A 19,190-nucleotide genomic window follows, 5' to 3' on the forward strand; every position below is an offset into this window, starting at 1 on the left:
TTAGGCTCGCGCCCATGCCTGCCTCCACATCGACCGGCGAGTGGGTGATCGCCCGCGTCGGCGGTGCCCCCGTCGTCATCTCGCCGACCTCTCTCCTGCTCGGCCTGCTCATCGCCGGCAGCTGGTACCCGCTGGTCTCCTCGGCCCTGGGTGGTTTCGGCACCACAACGGTGCTGCTGGTGGTGGTCTCCACGGTCCTGGGTGTTGCGGCCTCGGTGCTGCTGCATGAGCTGGCCCACGGGCTGTTCGGAACTCTCATGGGCAGGCGACCCACCCGTTACGAGCTCTACCTGTGGGGCGGGCGAACATCCTTCGGGCCGGCACGCGAGTGGACCGCGTGGAAGGACCTGGTCACCTCCCTGTCAGGACCGGCCACCAACCTGCTCATCTGGGGCATCGGAACGTGGGTGCAGAACTCCGTCAGTCTGCCGGTTCCCGTCGCCTTCACCATATGGGCCGTGACCCTGGTCAACCTGGCCCTGGCCATTTTCAATGCCCTGCCGGGTCTTCCCCTCGACGGCGGCTACGCACTGGCCGCGCTCGTGGTCCAGGTGACCGGCAACCGGAGACTCGGTCTCAAAGTGGCCGGCTGGGGCGGGCTGGCGGTGGTCGGCGGTGTCGTGTGGTGGTGGATCCTGCGCCCACTCGTGCTTGACGGTCGCCAGCCCGACGCCTTCAACCTCATCCTGGTTCTCATGGTGGGTTGGTCGATCGTGGCCTCCAGCTGGCAGGTTCTCGAGCTCGGGGGAGGAGCCAGGGCCGCCTCGAAGCTGGACCTGCGCGAGCTGGCCAGGCCCCTGCACGTCGTCGGACCCGACACGCCTGTGTCCCAGGTGCGTGAAGCGCTGGCGCAAGGAGCCGCACTCGTCCTCGTGACTGATGGGCCCGAGCTGGTGGGCACGATCGATGCGGCCGCCCTCAAGGAGCTCGGGCTGTCGGACGCAGCAGGCTCGACCCCCACGCTCGGGGTGAGCGCCAGGCAGATTTGCACGGTGCTGCCGGCCGCGGCGGTGACCACCGACCTGACCGGCCAGGAGGCCGCCGATGCCATGAAACGAGCCCGGGAGGTCTCCCGCTGGCTGGTGCTCGTGGAGGCGGGGAGCCTGGCCGGCGCGGTCCCTACCGGCGCGCGCTGAGAGGCAGCGGTAACTGAGGTGACCACGACGACCAAACCGCCCGACCAGGTCACCGGAACATGATGCTCACCGGTTCCAACACCACTGCGGATGCTAACCTTTCACCTAGGATGAAATGCCTCCGGGCATCGGTATCAACGTCATCTTTGAAGGTGAAACCATGAGCGACGTCAACCCTCAGGACCTCTCTCAAGAGATTCTGGCTGCGCCGGCCAAGGCATCGATCTTCCTCACGGTGACTGTACGGAGCGGGGGCGAGTCCGTCGTCATCGATCTGCTGACTGCTGTGTCCGGGCTGACCCGGGCTGTGGGTTTCCGTTACCCCGAGACGATGCTCAGCTGCGTCGTCGGTATTGGGGCAGGCATGTGGGATCGTCTCTTCGACGTACCTCGTCCCGAGTACCTGCACGATTTTGAGGCACTTCAGGGAGGAAGGCACAGTGCCCCCTCGACGCCGGGAGACCTGTTCTTCCACCTGCGCGCCTCAACTCTCGACATGTGCTTCGAGCTGGCGCGCCAGATCATGCGCCGACTGGGCCCTGCGGTCAGTACCTACGATGAGGTTCACGCCTTCCGCTACCTCGATAATCGGGACCCTCTGGGCTTCGTCGACGGTACTGAGAGTCCGCGGGGGCAGGCGGCCGTTGCCGCGGCGCTCATCAACGAGGGCGCGTGGGCGGGCGGCAGCTACATCATTGAGCAGAAGTACGTCCACAACCTCACCGCTTGGGACTCATTGAGTGTCGAGGAGCAGGAACGCGTCATCGGTCGCACCAAGCTCGATGACACCCAGCTCCCCGATGATGAGCAGCCCACCAACAGCCACGTCACCATGAACACCATTGAGGACGCCGACGGTAACGAGCTCCAGATCGTGCGTGACAATCTGGCCTTCGGTGAGGCCTCTGGGGAGCAGGGCACGTTCTTCATGAGCTACGCAGCAGACCCACGCGTCACTGAGCTCATGCTCCGGCGTATGTTCCTGGGGGAGCCCGAGGGCAACTACGACCGCATCCTTGATTTCTCCACGCCTCTGACAGGATGTCTCTTCTTCGCTCCGCCGGCCGCCTTCCTCGACGACGCCGACCAGTACGCGAGGCCTTCTGTCCGACCTGAGCCGGGACCGCAGGACCCGACCCAGCCCGCCACTGAGCTGAGCGCCGCCAAGGACCTAGGGTTCAACGCATCGTCTGAGGCGCCGCGTGACCAGACACCAGATGACCACAGCAATGGTGCGGGTTCCACTGCCGCACCGTCCGATGGATCCCTCGGGATCGGAAACCTGAAAGGCCGAGTATGAACAATCTGCATCGTCAGCTGGCCCCCATCTCCGAGGCTGCGTGGGGTGAGATCGACCAAGAGGCGCGGCGCACCTTCATCCGCTGGATCGCTGGACGACGCGTCGTCGACGTCGTTGGACCCGACGGAGAGGAACTCGCGGCAGTACGCACCGGTCACCAGGTATGTGTGGACACCCCCTTCGAAGGCGTCCAGGCCCACCAGCGTCAGGTCCGCCAGATCGTCGAGCTGAGGGTTCCCTTCCGGGTCAGCCGCGAGGCCGTCGACGCCGTCGACCGCGGAGCCCAGGACTCCGACTGGCAGCCTGTGAAGGACGCCGTTGCTCAGATCGCCAGGGCCGAGGACGGCATTGTCTTCGACGGGCTGGCGAGCGCAGGCATCGAGGGACTGGTTCCCTCAAGCTCCAACCCTGCCGTATCGCTCCCACAGCCGAAGGATCTTCCTGACGCCGTTGCTGCTGCCCTCAAGGAGCTCCGCCTCGCTGGAGTTGAAGGCCCCTACGCCCTCCTGCTCTCCGCCGAGCTGTGGACCGCCGTTGCGGAGACCACTGATGACGGTTACCCCATTCGCAAGCACATCGATCGTCTCTTGGAAGGTGAGGTCCTGTGGGCTCCCGCCATCCAGGGAGCTGTCCTGCTGAGCACGCGGGGCGGCGACTACGAGCTGCACCTCGGCCAGGACCTCTCCATCGGATATCTCTCACACGATGCCGAGTCGATTGAGCTCTATCTCCAAGAGACGCTCACATTCCTCCCGTACACCTCTGAGGCGAGTGTCGTGCTGACGCACTGAGGTCGCACACCGGTCCTACACTCGCCCTGATGAGCGAGCAGACTGAGCACACGGTGAACTCACCCACGGAGTCCTCCCAGCGCCCCGCCCCCCAGGAGAACCTGGGGCAGGCCGGTCGCCGGGGCCCCTTCCGCTACGGCGAACGCATCCAGGTCACCGACACCAAGGGCCGCAAGAACACCTTCCTGCTCGACCCTCACGGCTACTTCCAGTCCGTGCGCGGCTCCTTCCACCACCGAGACGTCGTCGGCATGGACGAGGGCAGCGTCATCGAGACCGACACCGGCCACGAGCTGCTCCTGCTGCGCCCGCTCCTGGCCGACTACGTCCTGTCCATGCCCCGCGGCGCCCAGGTGGTCTACCCCAAGGACTCCGGTCAGGTCATCGCCATGGGGGACATCTTCCCCGGCGCCCGCGTCCTGGAGGCCGGCGTCGGCTCCGGCGCACTGACCATGAACCTGCTCTCCGCCATCGGAGAGGGCGGCCACCTGCTGTCCATCGAGCGCCGTGAGGACTTCGCCCAGATCGCCGCCTCCAACGTCGACGCCTGGTTCGGCCGCCACCATCCCGCCTGGGAGCTGCGCACCGGGGACTTCGCCGACGTCGTTGCCGCCCAGGTGGAACCCGGCAGCATCGACCGGGTGGTCCTGGACATGCTCGCCCCCTGGGAGAACGTCGAGGCCGCCTCCCAAGCCCTGGCCCCGGGCGGGCTCTTCCTGGCCTACGTGGCCACCGTCACCCAGCTCTCCCGCACCGTGGAGGCCCTGCGTCACAGTGGCTTGTTCACCGAGCCGGAGTCCTGGGAGTCCATGGTGCGCACCTGGAATATCGACGGGCTCGCCGTGCGCCCCGACCACCGCATGGTGGCGCACACCGGCTTCCTGCTGACCGCTCGTCGCCTGGCCGCAGGCTCCCGGCCCTTGACCCGCAAGCGCCCGCCCGCCCGCGGCGCCTACGACGAGGGCGGCTACTGGCTGCCCGACGACGTCAAGGAGCGCACCAGCACGGACAAGAAGGTCCGCCGCGTTCTGCGAGACTGCCGGGCCAAGCAGCCCTCCGACGCCACACCCGTTCTCAGCGGGAGCGCGGACGACAGCCAGGACGGCGCCAACCATGTCTGAGACGACTGCCGCCGACGCCGGCACACCCCAGCCACTGGGGATGCCCGCCAAGGACTTCACCAGCCACCAGCTGCGTGAGGCCCGCGCCCGGGCCGTCAGCCTGGCGGCCAAGAACGAGCGCCTGGTGACCGCTCTGGGCACCGCCCGCGAGCGTATCGCCGAGCTCGGCCAACAGCTCGATGCCGTCACCCACCCCCCGGTCACCCTGGGACTGCTCACCGGCCTTCCCCGCACGAAGGGTGCCGCAGGTGACACTGGCGATGCCGTCGATGCCGTCGATGCCGCCGATGCCGCCGACGCAGCCCAGCCCCGCGAGGTCGCCGTGAGCCTGTCGGGCCGCCAAATGCTCCTGCACGTCCACCCCGGCGTCGATGACACCGAGCTGCAGGTCGGGCGGCGCGTGGCCGTCAACGACCAGATGCTCGTCGTCGCCACCCTCCCCGAGCCCTGCACCGGTGAGGCCGTCACCCTCGAGGAGAGGCTCGATGACGCCCGGGTCCTGGTGACCACCGGCGCAGGAGGCACCCGGATCCTCACCCTGTCCTCGGCTCTTGGCCGCATCGCCGGGACCGCTGAGGGGATCAAGCCCGGTGACACCCTGGCCGCCGACCTGCGCGCCGACGTCGCCACGGCTCTCATCGAGCGCACCAGCGTCGAGCAGCTGGTCGTGGCCGAGACACCCGATGTCTCCTGGGCGGACATCGGTGGCCTGGGACCGCAGATCGAGCAGATCCGCGATGCCCTCGAGCTGCCCTTCACCCACCCCGAGCTGTTCCACGCCTACGGTTTGCGCGCACCCAAGGGGCTGCTGCTCTACGGCCCGCCCGGCTGCGGCAAGACCCTCATCGCCAAGGCCGTGGCCACCTCGCTGGCTGATTCGCCCAGCGCCTCGGGCAGCACGGGACGCCCGCCCGCGTTCCTCAACATCAAGGGTCCTGAGCTTCTGAGCAAGTTCGTCGGCGAGACCGAGCGCCAGATTCGCGCCATCTTCGACCAGGCCCGCAAGGCCGCCGCCGAGGACCGGCCGGTGGTCATCTTCTTCGATGAGATGGAGGCCCTCTTCCGCACCCGTGGCACCGGCGTGTCCTCCGACGTCGAGACCATGATCGTGCCCCAGGTCCTGGCGGAGATCGACGGCGTGGAGTCCCTGCGCAACGTCGTCATCATCGGGGCCTCCAATCGCGAGGACATGATCGATCCCGCCATCCTGCGTCCCGGGCGCCTGGACGTGAAGATCCGCATCAACCGGCCCGATGCGGCCGCTGCCGAGGAGATCCTCGCCCGGCACCTCACCGCGAACCTCCCCCTGGATCCGGCCGAGCTCGCCGCCCACGGGGGAGACCGCGAGGCCACCGCCGCCTCCTTGCGCCGAGTCGTCGTTGAGGCCCTCTACGCCCGCAACGAGGCCACCGCCGTCCTGGAGATCACCGAGGCCCATACGGTCAGTGGCGCCTCCACCCGCGTCCTTCACCTGGCCGACCTGACCAGCGGCGCCATGCTGGCCGCCATCGTCTCGCGCGCCAAGACCGCCTCCATCAAGGACGAGCTCGCCGGGGGAGCGGGCGGGCTGAGTGCAGCCAGGCTCCGCTCGGCCGTCGAGACCGAGGCGCGGCAGAACGAGGAGATCACCGGCGCGACCACCCCCGAGGGGTGGGCCCGGCTCATCGGCACCCGCACCTCGCAGATCCTCAGCGTGCGCAGACTCGGCAAGGAGAGCACATGAACGATGTTGGCTTTCAGCCCGGTCCGGTGACGCGACCCGTCGGTCTGGAGACCGAGTTCGGGGTCCTGCGCCCGGGCGACGCCTACGCCAACCCCGTGGTCCTGTCCACCCGCGTGGTGGAGGCTTACTGCGCCGGCGCCGGCGTGCCCACCGTACGGTGGGACTACGAGGGCGAGGACCCCCTGGCCGACCTACGCGGCGGCAGGCTCAGGCGCTCCGCCGCCCACCCCAGCCAGCTCACCGACGACCCTGCTCGCCCAGCGCCCTCGGGCGACGCACCGTCGGCCGATGCGGGGGAGACGGCAGACCCTCCGCCGGCCCCCTGGGGGTCGCGCGCCCGCCCCAGTGCCGCCGAGGCGGCGCTGCCCCGGGCCACCACTGCGGTCCTGGTCAATGGCGCCCGCTTCTACGTCGACCACGCCCACCCCGAGTACTCCTCACCCGAGGTCCTCACACCCCGCGACGCCCTGATCTGGGACCGCGCCGGTGAGGTGGTCGCCCGGCGCGCCATGACGGCCCTGGGTGACGAGGGCGATCGGGATGGGACACCGGCGGAGATCGTCCTGTACAAGAACAACGTGGATGGCAAAGGCGCCGCCTACGGCTCCCACGAGAACTACCTTGTGCGGCGCGATGTGCCCTTCGAGGAGCTGGCCGCGGTCCTGACCCCCTTCCTCGTCACCAGGCCCGTCATCGCCGGTGCCGGCCGGGTCGGGATCGGGCAGCGCAGTGAGCGCCCCGGATTCCAGGTCAGCCAGCGCGCCGACTATGTCGAGTCCGAGATCGGCCTGCAGACCACGTTCAACCGCCCCATCATCAACACCCGCGACGAACCGCACGCCGACAATGCCCGCTGGCGCAGGCTTCACGTCATCAACGGTGACGCCAACCGCTTCGACGTTCCCATCTACCTCAAGGTCGCCACCACCGACCTGCTTGTCTGGTTCCTGGAGCAGGCGTACACCGAGGGCTCCGGCCGGTTCAAGGAGGCTCTGGCCCGCCTCAAGGACCTGGCCATCATCGGCGACCCCGTGGAGGAGCACTGGGCGCTCTCCCACGACCCCTCCCTGTCACACGAGCTGCGAACCCAGGCCGGGGCCATGACCGCCCTGGAGGTTCAGCGCGCCATCCTCGACGCCGTCAGCCCTGCCGTCACCCGTGTGGAGGACGCTCAGGCCCATCGCGCCCTGGCCCTGTGGAGGCAGGTCCTCGACGCCCTGGAGCAGTGGCGCCACGACGGATCCGGGCCGGCCGCCCAGATGGTGGAGTGGGTCGCCAAGTACGAGCTCTGTGAGGGACTGCGCCGCAGGTCGGGAACCGGCTGGGACGATCCCCGCCTGGCCGCTCTCGACATCCAGTGGGCCGACCTACGACCGGGACGATCCGTCGTCGATAAGCTCGACGCCGCCGGCAGAATCCATCGGCTAGTCACTGACGCGGAGATCCAGCGTGCGGCCGACACGCCTCCCGAGGGAACGCGCGCCGCCGTCCGGGGAACCGCCATCCGCCGTCACCGGCAGATCGTGGGGGCCTCCTGGACCTGCCTCCTCCTCGACGTGCCGGGCACCCCCGCCCTGGCGCGTCTGCGCCTGCCCGACGACGTGGTCGTCGGCCCCGATGAGACGGCGACCATCCTGGAGGAAATTGGTCGCCGGGCGGCACCTGAGAGACACTGAGCCTCACAGTGCGCTCACCAGCAGTGCACCGCTGAGCAGGACGAGTGAAGGAGCAACGCATGACGCCGCAGCACACCAGTCAATCCCATGGACAGGTCCGCCGCGACGGTGTCGAGACCACCTCAGCGGACACTGAGCAGCAGATCAGTACCGGGACGTCGTCGGCCGGGCAGACCAGTGACGTCGACAGCATCCTCGATGAGATCGACTCGGTCATCGAGACCAACGCCGCGGCCTTCGTCCAGGGCTTCGTCCAGAAGGGCGGCCAGTGAGCATGAGCGGCTCACGGCCCTTGGCGCGGCGCATCATCGGGGTGGAGACCGAGTACGGCATCACCTGCGCCCCCACCACCGACGGCCCTCCTCCCATGGACGCCGACCACGCCGCCCGTGAGCTCTTCGATCCCGTGGTCCAGCGCTCGCGCTCCTCGAACGTCTTCACTCGCGGGGGTGCTCGCCTCTACCTGGACGTGGGCTCCCACCCCGAGTTCGCCACCGCTGAGTGCGATCGCCTGGAGGACGTGCTCGCTCAAGACCGCGCCGGTGAGCTCGTCATGGCCGATCTGGCCGAGCAGGCCAATGCGCGTCTGGCCGCAACGGGTGTTCCCGGGCGGATCCACCTGCTGAAGAACAACCGTGATGCCGAGGGCAACGGCTTCGGGTGCCACGAGAACTACCTCGTGCGCCGTCGTGGAGACTTCTGGAACGACGCGCGCACTCTCGTACCCCATCTGGTGACCCGGCAGATCCTCGTCGGCGCCGGCCACATCGCTGCAGACGGGGACACTCGGCGCGCCGCCGCCGGGCTGAGGGGCTACGTCTTCTCCCAGCGGGCTGACCAGATGTGGGACGCCGTCTCCTCAGCCACGACCCGTGCCAGGCCGCTTATCAACACCCGGGACGAACCGCATGCCGATGCCGAGCGCTACCGGCGCATGCACGTCATCGTCGGGGACTCCAACATCGCTCAGGGGTCCACCCTGCTCAAGGTGGCGGCCATGGACCTGCTCCTTGACTACCTGGAGCACGGGGGAGAGCTCGGCGACCTGGCCCTGGCCGATCCCATGAGGGCCATTCGCGACACCTGCCATGACATGAGTGGAGGGGTGCTCCTGGAACGGTCGGACGGGCGGACCATCACGCCGTTGGAGGTGCAGGCAGAGCACCTCGGGCGTCTGCGCGACCACGTCGCGCAGGGCGTCGAGGTCACCGCTCTCCACGAAGCCGCACTGGATCTGTGGGAACGAGGACTCCAGGCCCTGCGCCTGCAGCAGCCCGAGCTCGTGGACAAGGAGCTGGACTGGGCGGTCAAGCACCGGCTGCTGACCCGCTACTGCCAGCGGCACGACACCGATCTGACCGATCCCCGAGTGAGGCGCTTGGCCCTGGCCTATCACGACGTCTCTCCCGGTGGGGGACTGCGGCAGCGGCTGGAGGGCGCTGGGCTCCTGCGTCGATTCGTTGACGAAGCGACCTGCCGCCGGGCGGTCGATACTCCGCCGGCGACCACGCGCGCGCGTCTGCGGGGCGCGGTCGTCGCCCGGGCAGAGGACCTGCGCCGCGATGTGAGTGTCGACTGGGTGGGGGTTCGACTCGACGACGGCGTCTGCTCACCTGTTACCCTGAATGATCCCTTTTGTGCCGTGGACGAGCGCATCGATGCACTCCTGGAGAGCATGGGGCGTTCGGCAACCGATCCTCCCATCGGGGTGTGAACGGTGAGGCTCACGGCACTGATAAGGTGGCAGACGGAAGACGCAACATGAGTACTACCCCCTCCCCGGATCCCGAAGCGGGCATGCCCCTGACGCGGCGTCAGCGCCGTGCGCTCGAACGTGCTCAGCAGGCCCAGCGGGAGGCTGCGATCGGAGACTTGCCGGCACCCGCCCAGCCCGCTGTCCAGGCACGCCCGGTCGGTACTGCCTCCCCCAGTGACCGATCCGCAACCGGCACACCAGCGCCTCTCACAGTGCCGCAACCGCAGCCACAGCCGCAGTCCCGGTCTCAGCTGCAGCCTCAAGCGCCGGGCAGCAGCCACGATCCGCGCAGCGAGTACATGCCGGCCGCACGAGACGATCGCCCCGATCGACGCGATCTCCCACATGAGACCGGGCACCGGCAGGACGAGGTGCTCGCCGAGGCCCGGGAGCCGGAACCGACGCCGCGTCCACGGACCCTGGGCGGCCCGCTGGGGCGTATGCCGCGGGGGCCCCTGGCGGTCGGCCTGATCGGTGTCGTCGTTCTCGCCATGATCCTGGTGCCGCTGGCTGTCAACAAGCTTGTCTCCGGAAGGAACGGAACGGGCGCCAGCACAGCGGCTCAGTCGACCGTGCTGGATGGCAACGCCCCCCTCAGCCAGCTGCTGACGGTCAGCGGGCGGGTCGGATCGGGGGTGGCCCCCTCCGTCGAGCTGAACGGCGACGCCTCCTTGTCAGCCCCCGGCTCGGTACTGACCGACGTCGTCCAGACCGGGCAGGGGCGCGCTGTCTCCGCGGGGACGCCTGTGATCCTGCAGGTCTCACAGTTCTCCGGTCTCAACGGGCGCAACACGACGGGTAACGAGGCGGGGTACAAGCTCTGGCAGGGTCTGCTCGGTCCCGAGGTGGGTGACTACATCAACGCGGCGGTCTCCGGCCAGCGCGAAGGCGCCCGCGTCGTTCTTCGCGAGCCGGCTGAGGAGGAGGACGGCTCCAGGACGACGAAGATCACTGTCGTCGACCTCCTGCCCACTACGGCAACGGGGGAGGCGAAGCAGCCGGCGGAAGGCACCCCCACCGTGACTGAGGGACCGGACGGCTCCATCACCGTCAGCAGTGCCGGACTTCCTGCACCGACTCGAGCCTCCACGGAGATCCTCATCAAGGGCACCGGCCCCCAGATCGGTTCCCAGGATCGGCTTATTGCTCGTACCACGATGGTCAGCTGGACGTCGGGACAACCCCTCGACAAATCGACCTTCGGGCACCAGGAGCCGCCCAAGCAGCTCGACATGAGCAATGCGCTGGTGGGAGTCTCCCAGAACCTGGTTGACATCACGGTCGGCTCCCGGGTGGTCCTCTCGCTGCCCGCTGAGCAGGCGCAGGGGAAGGAACCAGTCGTCGTGGTGATCGACGTCCTGGCCAAGGACCCTGCTCAGCCTTCCGGAGCGTCCGGGGGTCGTGCGGGCAGTGAGTCGAGCGCCATTCCCGGCTCCTCCGCCGGCCCAACATCCAAGGAGCATTCATGAGCGTTGCCATCCGCATCATTCCCTGCCTGGACGTCAAGGACGGTCGGGTCGTCAAAGGTGTCAACTTCCAGGGCCTCAAGGACGCCGGAGACCCCGTGGAGCTGGCCTCCCGCTACTGCGCTCAGGGGGCCGATGAGATCACCTTCCTCGATATCTCGGCCTCCCACGAGGGGCGTTCCACCATGTTGGACGTGGTCTGCCAAACTGCCGAGCAGATCTTCGTGCCCCTGACAGTCGGTGGGGGAGTGCGTTCACTCGATGACGTGGACCTGCTGCTGAAGGCGGGGGCGGACAAAGTCAGTATCAACACCGCGGCCATCGAGGCCCCCTCGCTGTTGACGGAGGTGGCGCGGCGCTTCGGCAATCAGGTACTCGTCCTGTCCGTGGATGCGCGCCGGTGCCCCTCCGGCGTCTCGACGGCTTCCGGCTTCGAGGTCACCACGCACGGAGGACGGACCTCCACCGGCATCGATGCCGTCGCCTGGGCGGTGAGAGGAGTCAAGCTCGGTGCCGGAGAGATTCTCCTGAACTCCATGGATGCCGACGGGGTCACTCAAGGATTCGACACCGAGTTGATCGACGCTGTTCGTCGACAGGTCCAGGTGCCACTCATCGCCTCCGGCGGCGCTGGACGCCCACAAGACTTCGTCACGGCAGCCGACCATGGTGCCGACGGCGTTCTGGCAGCCTCAGTGTTCCACTACGGAGTGACGACCATCCCTGAGGCCAAGAATGCTCTGCGAGACGCGGGCCACCCGGTGCGTTGACGAGTATTTTCTGCTCCTGAAAAATTCTCGCGGGAATTGCCGGCATTCCCGCTATCGTTATGGGTTTTCTGGGGATGCAGGCGGCGAATGAGGGGCGTGCCACCAACAAGGGCATGTCCATTGCGGGTATCGCCTTGGGCGTCCTCTCCATCGTGCTGCTGATCGTTTCCTATGCTACTGGTCTGAATGAGCGGCTCATGAGTGGGTTCGAGTCCTAAGGTCCTCACCTCCCGCCTTCGCTCCGCCGCGCAGGGGCTTTGCCGGCTGTCTGCGCTGCGGGGCGAAGGGTTGTGGGAGCATGTCCATCCGGGCCGATGGGGTGTTCTCCCCGTTGAGATGAGGTTGTTCCCAGGGTGTGATACGTGTTCTCGTGTAGACTCAGTGCTGCGCTTCACACCAGGGAAGGAATAATGAGCGATTTGAATCCTTATCCGGCGGATCCTTATCATCAAGGAGCTGCTGGTACCCCATATCCGACCGACTTCGATGGTGTCTCCCAGTCTGCGTCGGCCGTGTCGTCGACCCAGAATGGTTACTACAGCGCGGACGCTCTTGGCGATCAGTCACCCCGCTTCCCGGCAGCATCGGGAGGCCAGATGGTTCCTTATCCGGGGGATGGCCAGCAGCCGTACAGCCAGGCCTATGGGCAGCCCTACAGTCAGCAGTATCCCTATACGCCGTCTTCTTATGGCCCGTATCCACCATATGGTCAGGGCGTGTACTGGGGGGCGCCTTACGATCCGCGTCGACATGAGGCGAACGCCCTCGGTGGGTGGGCGCTCGGGCTCGGTATTGCGAGTATCGTTGCGAGCTGTTTGTCTTTCGGCCTGATCTTGGGCATATCGGCGATCGTCGTCGGAGTCCTGGGAATGCGCGCCGCCAATGAGGGGCGTGCCTCGAACAAGGGGCTGTCGATAGCCGGAGTGGTGACAGGCGGCATTGGCGCTGTCATCGGTGCTGCCTATCTTATTCTGTTTATAGTGATGTTGTCTCAATGAACCGTATGTCTGAAAACTGCTACCCGACTGCGTCGACGAAGCACAAGCGCTCCGGTGAGCGTGCGGGACACGGGAGGCGGATCGGACTGGGCCTTCTGATGGTTCTGCCCTCCCTTCCCGGTGGCCTCATCGTGCTGCGCGCACTGACTCTGCCTCGCAATTCTCCGGGGCTTCCCGACCTCTGCCCGCTTCACCGCACCACCGGGCTGTGGTGCCCACTGTGCGGAGGCACCCGGGCGACCCGGGAACTCATGCACGGCGACCTGTGGGCAGCCATGGGTTACAACCCCTTCGCGCTCGTCCTGGAGGTGGTGGTCATGGTGATGGTGGCGCGCTGGTTGCTCGCATGGCTCCGAGGCCAGCGGCGGCCGCTCGTCACCGGTAGGGAGGGGATCCTTCTCGGGGTGGCGCTGGCCGTTTTCGCGGTGGTGCGCAACCTGCCAGGCATGTGGGTCTACTTCGGCCCTCTGCTCGGTCCTCCGGGCTGAGCAGCACCCGGCGTGCATAATGCGGTTGTGACTCTCGATTCCCAGATCTCTGCGCGCCTGAAGCGCAACGCGGACGGCCTGGTCTGCGCCGTCGTCCAGCAGCACGACTCACGTGAGGTCCTCATGGTGGGGTGGATGGACGATGAGGCGCTTCGGCGCACCCTGGAAGAGGGACGAGTGACCTTCTGGTCGCGGTCGCGGCGTGAGTACTGGCGCAAAGGTGATACGTCCGGACACGCGCAGTACGTCAAGTCCGTTCATCTGGACTGCGACGGCGACGCCCTCCTGATCGAGGTCGATCAGGTTGGAGCCGCCTGCCACACCGGTGAGCGCACCTGCTTCCTGGCCGGGGGTGATCTGGGAGCGCACGTGGGAGAGCGACCCAGCTGACCGCTCCGCGGCCAGTACGGTTTGGCGATTTGCAACAGACGGCCTCGGGCCGTCACGATGGATACGAACAGGCGCCCCACCGGAGCGCCGGCAAGTGAGATCGGGGAGGTGTGCGATGACCTCGTTCGAGGCGATGGTGGCTGAGGCCAAGGCGGCCGCCGACCGCCGCGCTTCGCTGGTTCCCCTGGCCCGCCTCAAAGAGGCCTCCCGCCTGGTTCCCGGTGCTATCAGCGCCCTGTCCAGCCTGCGCACCGATGACCGGGCGGTCACGGTGATCGCCGAGGTGAAGCGCTCCACAGCCACGTTCGCGGATCTCAGCGGCGTCGGGGATCCGGGGATGCTGGCCTGCTTCTACGCCGCCGGCGGCGCCGCCTGCGTCTCAGTGGTCACCGGGCCGAGCGCTACGCGAGGCTCCCTCAAGGACCTGGACGCCGTCAGGGCCTCAGTGGATCTTCCCGTCCTCGCCAACGACCTGGTGGTCACGCCCTACCAGGTGCACGAGGCCCGGGCTCACGGCGCCGATCTGCTCATGCTCGATGCCCGCCTCGAGACCCTGGTGCTTGAGGGACTCATCGAGAGGGTCCACTCCCTGGGGATGGGCGCCGTCGTTGAGGTCCGTACCCGCCGTGAGGCGCTGACCGCGGTCGATGCGGGGGCCTGCATCGTGGCCATCGACACCCGCGATCCCGACACCCTGGCCGTCGACTGCAGCCTGTTCGATCAGGTCACTGACGTTCTGCCGACGCAGGTCGTACGGATCGCGGCCGGAGGAGTCAGAGGTCCGCACGATGTCATGAGCTTCGCGCGCTGCGGGGCCGATGTCGTCCTCGTCGGTGAGGCCATCATCCGCTCCACCGACCCCCAGCAGTTCGTTGCCGAGCTGGTCGCCGCCGGCGCCCACCCGGCACTGATCCCCTCCGCCCACCGAGAGGTTCTCTGAGTGCCTGTCGCCACCCTTTCCGCCATGATGTCAACGATGCCCGCGATGCCAACGTTGTCGGCGATGCCGTTCACGGCCGCGCTGAGAGAGGGCATACCGAGCCCTTCCTCGGCCGTGTGGTACCTCGGCCCCATCCCGGTGCGGGCCTATGCGTTGTGCATCCTCACCGGAGTCTTCGTGGCCGTGTGGTGGTCGGACCGGCGCTACCGGGCCCGGGGAGGCCGACCGGAGCTGGTCCTCGACGTCGCCATCGTGGCCGTGCCGGCTGGAATCGTGGGAGCTCGTCTCTACCACGTGGTCACCTCGCCCGACGACTACTTCGGCCCCAACGGCGACCTGGCCCGTATCCCACAGACATGGCAGGGGGGCCTGGGAATCTGGGGAGGTATCGCCGGCGGGGTCCTGGCCGGGGTTCTTCTTCTGCGCCATCGCGGCCTGCGGGTGGCTCCGCTGGCCGACGCCGTCGCCCCGACGCTGCTGGTCGCTCAGGCGATCGGTCGCCTGGGGAACTGGTTCAACCAGGAGCTCTACGGCGCCCCGACGACGCTGCCCTGGGGACTGCGGATCGACGACGCCCACCTGCCGGCGGGCTCCACCTACCCGCCCGGCACCCTGTTTCATCCGACCTTCCTCTATGAGGCCCTGTGGAACCTGGCCGGAGCGGTCCTCCTGGTGTGGATCGGCAGAAGGATGGTCGCCCGCAGCGGGGTCACAGGCGGCAGGCTGCTATGGATCTACCTCATGGTCTACACCGCAGGCCGGGTGTGGATTGAGATGCTGCGCATCGACGAGGCCGAGACGGTCCTCGGCCTGCGACTGAACGTGTGGACCTCCATCGTCATCTTCCTCGTCGGCGCCATTGGACTGATCCTCTCCTCGCGACGTCCCTTGAGCGACGCCATCGACAGGCCGGGGCACAGGGCGAGGAAGGACGGATCAGCGGCCGATGAGGACGACTCCGCCGAGGACATCGCCGCCGAGCATGACTCGTCTGAGGACGCCTCACCCGCAGAACCTGCTGCCGCGGAGTCGGCCCGCCCGGACCAGGCGGATTCGTAGCGACCGAATCGGGGACCCGCCGGCCACTCCGGCGGGAGACAAGTGGGTGAGGATGGTCGCAACCTGACGACTGACGAGATTCCTCCTCGTGCGCAGGGCCCGGTGTCCCGTATTCTGAACCCATGCGTAGAGCCAAGATCGTATGTACCCTCGGACCCGCTACCGACTCCCCCGAGCAGGTGCAAGCGCTCGTGGACGCCGGCATGAACGTCGCGCGCATCAACCGCTCCCACGGTCGCGCCGAGGACCAGGAGGAAGTCATCGGCCGTATCCGGGAGGCCGCCGACGCTTCCGGCCGCGCCGTCGCCATCCTCGTCGACCTCCAGGGCCCCAAGATCCGCCTGGGGCGGTTCGTGGACGACCAGAAGGTCATGCTCAACAAGGGCGACGAGTTCACCATCACCATTGACGACGTCCTGGGCACCGTCAAGCGCGCCTCCACCACCTTCAAGGGACTTCCCGGCGACTGCCGCCCCGGTGACCGGCTCCTCATCGACGACGGCAACGTCGCGGTGCGCGTCGTGGCCGTCACCGACACCGACGTCGTCACCAAGGTCGAGGTGCCCGGCTACGTCTCCAACAACAAGGGCATCAACCTGCCCGGCGTCGCCGTCTCCGTGCCGGCCCTCAGCGAGAAGGACCGCGAGGACCTGCGTTGGGCCCTCAAGATCGGTGCCGACCTCATCGCCCTGTCCTTCGTGCGCGACGCCGATGACATCAAGGACGTCCACGAGATCATGGACGAGGTCGGCGTGCGCATCCCGGTCATCGCCAAGATCGAGAAGCCCCAGGCGGTGGAGAACCTCTTCGACATCGTCTCCACCTTCGACGGCATCATGGTGGCCCGTGGCGACCTCGGTGTGGAAATGCCCCTGGAGGCCGTCCCGCTGGTGCAGAAGCGGGCCATCGAGCTGGCCCGCCGCCAGGCCAAGCCGGTCATCGTGGCCACCCAGGTCCTGGAGTCCATGATCCAGAACCCGCGGCCCACGCGGGCCGAGGCCTCCGACTGCGCCAACGCCATTCTCGACGGCGCCGACGCCGTCATGCTCTCCGGTGAGACCTCCGTGGGCGCCTACCCCATCGAGGCCGTGCGCACCATGGCCAGCATCATCGAGAACGTCGAGGAGCACGGAGGGGAGCGCATCCCCGGCCTGGGCTCCTACCCGCAGACGCGAGGTGGGGCACTGACCCGCGCCGCTGCGGAGATGGGCGAGCACCTCGACGTCACCTACCTGGTGACCTTCACCCAGTCCGGTGACACCGCCCGGCGCCTGTCTCGTCTGCGCTCGCCGCTTCCGCTGCTGGCCTTCACCCCGCTGCGTGAGACGCGCAACCAGCTCGCCGTCTCCTGGGGCGTGCAGTGCTACGAGGTGCCCGAGGTCCAGCACACTGACGAGATGGTGGCCCAGGTCGATGAGATCCTTCAGGACAAGCATCTGGCCCAGCCCGGGGACACCGTCGTCATCGTGGCCGGAATGCCTCCGGGCACGCCCGGCTCGACCAACTCGATCCGTGTCCACACCGTCGGTGAGACGGGCGACTACAAGGTCTGAGCACCGGTTCTGATCCGTCGAGGGGTCTCCCACCTATCACCGGGAGGCCCCTCGATCCGGTTCAGGGCGACGGGTTCCGGCATCTGCTTGCCGCTGATGAATCGGTGGGGGCAGGACACCGCAGAGTGGAGCTCTGCGGTCACAGCCTCATCGCCGTAGCCACCACTGGGGAGTCAGATCGGCAAGAGTCATGGTCTTCCCGGCAGCGAAGTCGATCATCACCTCGATGTCCCCGAACCGGCTCGGCATCAGCTGCGTCATCATTTCTCGACATGCTCCACACGGCGGACCGGTACGGCCGTCGCGCATGATCGTCAGAACCCGTCGAATCGCATCCTCACCGTTGGTCATCATGTTGAGGATCGCGTTGCGCTCGGCACAGATTCCCAGGGTGCAGGCGGTATCCACGCAGACGCCCGTATAGATTCTTCCCGAGGACGACTCCACTGCAGCTGCGACACCGCCCGCCTCGATGTACGAGGACACGTGACGAGGACGTTGAACAGCTTTGGCCGCTTCGTACAGTGAGACCCACGTGGTGCTCAAGGTGCTCTCCATCTGACTGGTCTGTCCTGAGGTGGGGGTGGGTAGGGACTTGCTGGTACCTCCGGTGGGACTCGAACCCACAACACTCCGATTTTGAGTCGGATGCCTCTGCCAATTGGGCTACGGAGGCACGCCGTCCGCTCTGCGGGGGCGCTAACAGCGAGATCATACTAGGATCACAGCCGTGAGCAATGAGTCCAGCACCACCAAGTCCCGCCGGGTGCTCGTCGCTGAGGACGAGACCCTCATCCGCCTTGACATCGTCGAGACTCTCACCGACGCCGGCTACGAGATCGTCGCGGAGGCCGCAGATGGTGAGGAGGCCGTCCGCCTGGCTGATGAGCATGATCCCGACCTGTGCGTTCTTGACGTCAAGATGCCGGTGACCGACGGCATCACCGCGGCGGAGAGGATTCTCGAGAAGCACAACTGCGCCGTCATCATGCTGACCGCCTTCTCCCAGACCGAGCTCGTCGAACGAGCGAGCGCCGCCGGCGCCATGGCCTACGTCGTCAAGCCCTTCACCCCGGCGGACCTCATCCCGGCACTTGAGATCGCCATGTCCCGGCACGAGGAGATCCTCTCCCTGGAGAGTGAGATTTCCGACCTCACCGAGCGCTTCGAGACCCGCAAGCGCGTCGACCGGGCCAAGGGGCTGCTCATGGAGCGCATGGGGCTGAGCGAACCGGAGGCCTTCCGCTGGCTGCAGAAGACCTCCATGAACCGGCGTCTGACCATGCGCGAGGTGGCCGACGCCGTCATCGAGCAGGTCGGTTCAGCCAAGAAGGACTGAGCACCCACTGATAGCCCAGTGCGGCGCAGCGCCTCAGGTGAACAGGCTGCGCAGCGTCCCGACGGCGATGGTGCGCTCATCGTCGTCAGTGACCGTTACCTGGTAGACCACGGTACGACGGCCGCGGTGCAGGGGAGTGGCGGTCGCCTTCACCCAGCCCTGGGACACGGCGCGCAGGTGGCTGACCGTCAGCTCCGCCCCGACCGGGACGGCGTCGTCGGGCGCGCCCGCGCGCGCGGCCACGGAGGCAGCCGTCTCGATGAGCGCGGCGGTGGCACCGCCGTGCAGGATCCCGACGACCTGTCGGGCCCCGTCGACCGGCATCCGGACCTCGGTCCGATGAGCGTCGCGAGTCACCACCTCCATCCCGAGGGTCTCCATGAGCGTGCCCTCTTCACTGTCCTCCAGCACCGCGTGCAGTGCCGAGGAAGCGGAGACGGCAGAGCCCGCGGGACGCGGATCCGGGAACGGGCGCCTGGCAGGGTCCGGGAAGGCCACGGCTGATGCGCTCGCTCCGGAGTAGGAGGCCGCAGTGACGCGGCCCACGGGGCCCAGCGGCCCGACGACCGCCGGCGAGCTGGGGGAGTCGGCGGAGACAGGAGAGGCCTGAGAGTCACTAGTGTCCCCTACGCTGATGGGGGAGACGGGCGAGTCGGACTGTGGATGGCTCATGGGCCTAGGCTG

Annotated in this window: 19 protein-coding genes and 1 tRNA gene; 17 read left to right on the forward strand and 3 right to left on the reverse strand. The window is 67.5% G+C overall.

Annotated elements, in window-relative coordinates:
- Positions 1–14: 14 nt before the first annotated feature.
- From HMPREF3165_RS05640 to pyk, 16 genes are all read left to right on the forward strand, one after another.
- Positions 15–1,136: a CBS domain-containing protein gene (locus tag HMPREF3165_RS05640; protein WP_070511574.1), complete on the forward strand. Its 1,122-nt coding sequence runs from the start codon at positions 15–17 to the stop codon at positions 1,134–1,136.
- 160 nt (positions 1,137–1,296) lie between these two features.
- Positions 1,297–2,436: a Dyp-type peroxidase gene (locus HMPREF3165_RS05645; protein ID WP_070511576.1), complete on the forward strand. Its 1,140-nt coding sequence runs from the start codon at positions 1,297–1,299 to the stop codon at positions 2,434–2,436.
- A complete protein-coding gene (locus HMPREF3165_RS05650) occupies positions 2,433–3,227 on the forward strand; it encodes a family 1 encapsulin nanocompartment shell protein (protein WP_010615140.1) in 795 nt (264 codons plus the stop codon). The genes HMPREF3165_RS05645 and HMPREF3165_RS05650 overlap by 4 nt, the downstream gene beginning before the upstream one ends.
- Before the next feature lie 29 nt (positions 3,228–3,256).
- Positions 3,257–4,348 carry a tRNA (adenine-N1)-methyltransferase gene (locus tag HMPREF3165_RS05655; RefSeq protein ID WP_070511463.1) on the forward strand — a complete coding sequence of 364 codons (1,092 nt, stop codon included), beginning with the start codon at positions 3,257–3,259 and terminating at the stop codon, positions 4,346–4,348.
- Positions 4,341–6,071, forward strand: coding sequence for a proteasome ATPase (arc, locus tag HMPREF3165_RS05660; RefSeq protein ID WP_070511465.1), 1,731 nt, complete (start codon positions 4,341–4,343; stop codon positions 6,069–6,071). Before HMPREF3165_RS05655 ends, arc begins: the two co-directional genes overlap by 8 nt.
- Positions 6,068–7,747, forward strand: coding sequence for a proteasome accessory factor PafA2 family protein (locus tag HMPREF3165_RS05665; protein ID WP_070511467.1), 1,680 nt, complete (start codon positions 6,068–6,070; stop codon positions 7,745–7,747). Before arc ends, HMPREF3165_RS05665 begins: the two co-directional genes overlap by 4 nt.
- Positions 7,748–7,806: 59 nt before the next feature.
- Positions 7,807–8,019: a ubiquitin-like protein Pup gene (locus tag HMPREF3165_RS12840; protein ID WP_083303222.1), complete on the forward strand. Its 213-nt coding sequence runs from the start codon at positions 7,807–7,809 to the stop codon at positions 8,017–8,019.
- 2 nt (positions 8,020–8,021) lie between these two features.
- Entirely contained in the window at positions 8,022–9,461 is a 1,440-nt protein-coding gene (pafA, locus tag HMPREF3165_RS05675; protein WP_141745020.1) for a Pup--protein ligase, read from the forward strand.
- 341 nt (positions 9,462–9,802) lie between these two features.
- Positions 9,803–10,972, forward strand: a complete 1,170-nt coding sequence (locus tag HMPREF3165_RS05680) for a hypothetical protein (RefSeq protein ID WP_256275074.1) — start codon at positions 9,803–9,805, stop codon at positions 10,970–10,972.
- A complete protein-coding gene (gene hisF, locus HMPREF3165_RS05685) occupies positions 10,969–11,739 on the forward strand; it encodes an imidazole glycerol phosphate synthase subunit HisF (protein ID WP_004564972.1) in 771 nt (256 codons plus the stop codon). Before HMPREF3165_RS05680 ends, hisF begins: the two co-directional genes overlap by 4 nt.
- A gap of 410 nt (positions 11,740–12,149) precedes the next feature.
- Positions 12,150–12,737 (forward strand): DUF4190 domain-containing protein, encoded by a 588-nt coding sequence (locus HMPREF3165_RS12845; protein WP_256275076.1) that lies wholly within the window; start codon positions 12,150–12,152, stop codon positions 12,735–12,737.
- Positions 12,738–12,835: 98 nt separating this feature from the next.
- The gene (locus tag HMPREF3165_RS05690) at positions 12,836–13,225 is read left to right on the forward strand and encodes a DUF2752 domain-containing protein (protein ID WP_070511580.1); all 390 of its coding nucleotides are present in this window, start codon (positions 12,836–12,838) and stop codon (positions 13,223–13,225) included.
- 27 nt (positions 13,226–13,252) lie between these two features.
- The gene (gene hisI / locus HMPREF3165_RS05695; protein WP_040321136.1) at positions 13,253–13,615 is read left to right on the forward strand and encodes a phosphoribosyl-AMP cyclohydrolase; all 363 of its coding nucleotides are present in this window, start codon (positions 13,253–13,255) and stop codon (positions 13,613–13,615) included.
- Positions 13,616–13,730: 115 nt separating this feature from the next.
- Positions 13,731–14,555, forward strand: coding sequence for an indole-3-glycerol phosphate synthase TrpC (locus HMPREF3165_RS05700; protein ID WP_009406010.1), 825 nt, complete (start codon positions 13,731–13,733; stop codon positions 14,553–14,555).
- A gap of 24 nt (positions 14,556–14,579) precedes the next feature.
- Positions 14,580–15,614: a prolipoprotein diacylglyceryl transferase gene (lgt, locus tag HMPREF3165_RS05705; RefSeq protein WP_370991893.1), complete on the forward strand. Its 1,035-nt coding sequence runs from the start codon at positions 14,580–14,582 to the stop codon at positions 15,612–15,614.
- A 122-nt stretch (positions 15,615–15,736) separates the two neighbouring features.
- The gene (pyk, locus tag HMPREF3165_RS05710) at positions 15,737–17,167 is read left to right on the forward strand and encodes a pyruvate kinase (RefSeq protein WP_009405774.1); all 1,431 of its coding nucleotides are present in this window, start codon (positions 15,737–15,739) and stop codon (positions 17,165–17,167) included.
- Positions 17,168–17,314: 147 nt separating this feature from the next.
- On the opposite strand, the gene HMPREF3165_RS05715 is transcribed toward pyk, so the two are convergent.
- Positions 17,315–17,713, reverse strand: a complete 399-nt coding sequence (locus HMPREF3165_RS05715) for a cytidine deaminase family protein (protein ID WP_176747008.1) — start codon at positions 17,711–17,713, stop codon at positions 17,315–17,317.
- A 53-nt stretch (positions 17,714–17,766) separates the two neighbouring features.
- A tRNA-Leu gene (locus HMPREF3165_RS05720) sits at positions 17,767–17,843 on the reverse strand.
- 54 nt (positions 17,844–17,897) lie between these two features.
- On the opposite strand from HMPREF3165_RS05720, the gene HMPREF3165_RS05725 reads away from it, so the two are divergent.
- Positions 17,898–18,506 (forward strand): ANTAR domain-containing response regulator, encoded by a 609-nt coding sequence (locus HMPREF3165_RS05725; protein WP_070511473.1) that lies wholly within the window; start codon positions 17,898–17,900, stop codon positions 18,504–18,506.
- Positions 18,507–18,539: 33 nt separating this feature from the next.
- On the opposite strand, the gene HMPREF3165_RS05730 is transcribed toward HMPREF3165_RS05725, so the two are convergent.
- Positions 18,540–19,178, reverse strand: coding sequence for a PaaI family thioesterase (locus HMPREF3165_RS05730; RefSeq protein WP_256275079.1), 639 nt, complete (start codon positions 19,176–19,178; stop codon positions 18,540–18,542).
- Between the last annotated feature and the right edge of the window lie 12 nt (positions 19,179–19,190).

Origin of the sequence: Actinomyces sp. HMSC08A09 (assembly GCF_001807465.1) — a bacterium.
GTDB classification, from domain to species: domain Bacteria; phylum Actinomycetota; class Actinomycetes; order Actinomycetales; family Actinomycetaceae; genus Actinomyces; species Actinomyces oris.

What these genes read in the sequence shown, in the direction of transcription:
- arc (WP_070511465.1), top strand. Translation starts at nt 4,341, where the DNA reads ATGTCTGAGACGACTGCCGCCGACGCCGGCACACCCCAGCCACTGGGG.
- lgt (WP_370991893.1), top strand. Translation starts at nt 14,580, where the DNA reads ATGATGTCAACGATGCCCGCGATGCCAACGTTGTCGGCGATGCCGTTC.
- HMPREF3165_RS05655 (WP_070511463.1), top strand. Translation starts at nt 3,257, where the DNA reads ATGAGCGAGCAGACTGAGCACACGGTGAACTCACCCACGGAGTCCTCC.
- HMPREF3165_RS05640 (WP_070511574.1), top strand. Translation starts at nt 15, where the DNA reads ATGCCTGCCTCCACATCGACCGGCGAGTGGGTGATCGCCCGCGTCGGC.
- HMPREF3165_RS05665 (WP_070511467.1), top strand. Translation starts at nt 6,068, where the DNA reads ATGAACGATGTTGGCTTTCAGCCCGGTCCGGTGACGCGACCCGTCGGT.
- HMPREF3165_RS12840 (WP_083303222.1), top strand. Translation starts at nt 7,807, where the DNA reads ATGACGCCGCAGCACACCAGTCAATCCCATGGACAGGTCCGCCGCGAC.
- HMPREF3165_RS05680 (WP_256275074.1), top strand. Translation starts at nt 9,803, where the DNA reads ATGCCGGCCGCACGAGACGATCGCCCCGATCGACGCGATCTCCCACAT.
- HMPREF3165_RS05690 (WP_070511580.1), top strand. Translation starts at nt 12,836, where the DNA reads ATGGTTCTGCCCTCCCTTCCCGGTGGCCTCATCGTGCTGCGCGCACTG.
- HMPREF3165_RS12845 (WP_256275076.1), top strand. Translation starts at nt 12,150, where the DNA reads ATGAGCGATTTGAATCCTTATCCGGCGGATCCTTATCATCAAGGAGCT.
- HMPREF3165_RS05650 (WP_010615140.1), top strand. Translation starts at nt 2,433, where the DNA reads ATGAACAATCTGCATCGTCAGCTGGCCCCCATCTCCGAGGCTGCGTGG.
- hisF (WP_004564972.1), top strand. Translation starts at nt 10,969, where the DNA reads ATGAGCGTTGCCATCCGCATCATTCCCTGCCTGGACGTCAAGGACGGT.
- HMPREF3165_RS05645 (WP_070511576.1), top strand. Translation starts at nt 1,297, where the DNA reads ATGAGCGACGTCAACCCTCAGGACCTCTCTCAAGAGATTCTGGCTGCG.
- HMPREF3165_RS05730 (WP_256275079.1), bottom strand. Translation starts at nt 19,178, where the DNA reads ATGAGCCATCCACAGTCCGACTCGCCCGTCTCCCCCATCAGCGTAGGG.
- pyk (WP_009405774.1), top strand. Translation starts at nt 15,737, where the DNA reads ATGCGTAGAGCCAAGATCGTATGTACCCTCGGACCCGCTACCGACTCC.
- HMPREF3165_RS05700 (WP_009406010.1), top strand. Translation starts at nt 13,731, where the DNA reads ATGACCTCGTTCGAGGCGATGGTGGCTGAGGCCAAGGCGGCCGCCGAC.
- pafA (WP_141745020.1), top strand. Translation starts at nt 8,022, where the DNA reads ATGAGCGGCTCACGGCCCTTGGCGCGGCGCATCATCGGGGTGGAGACC.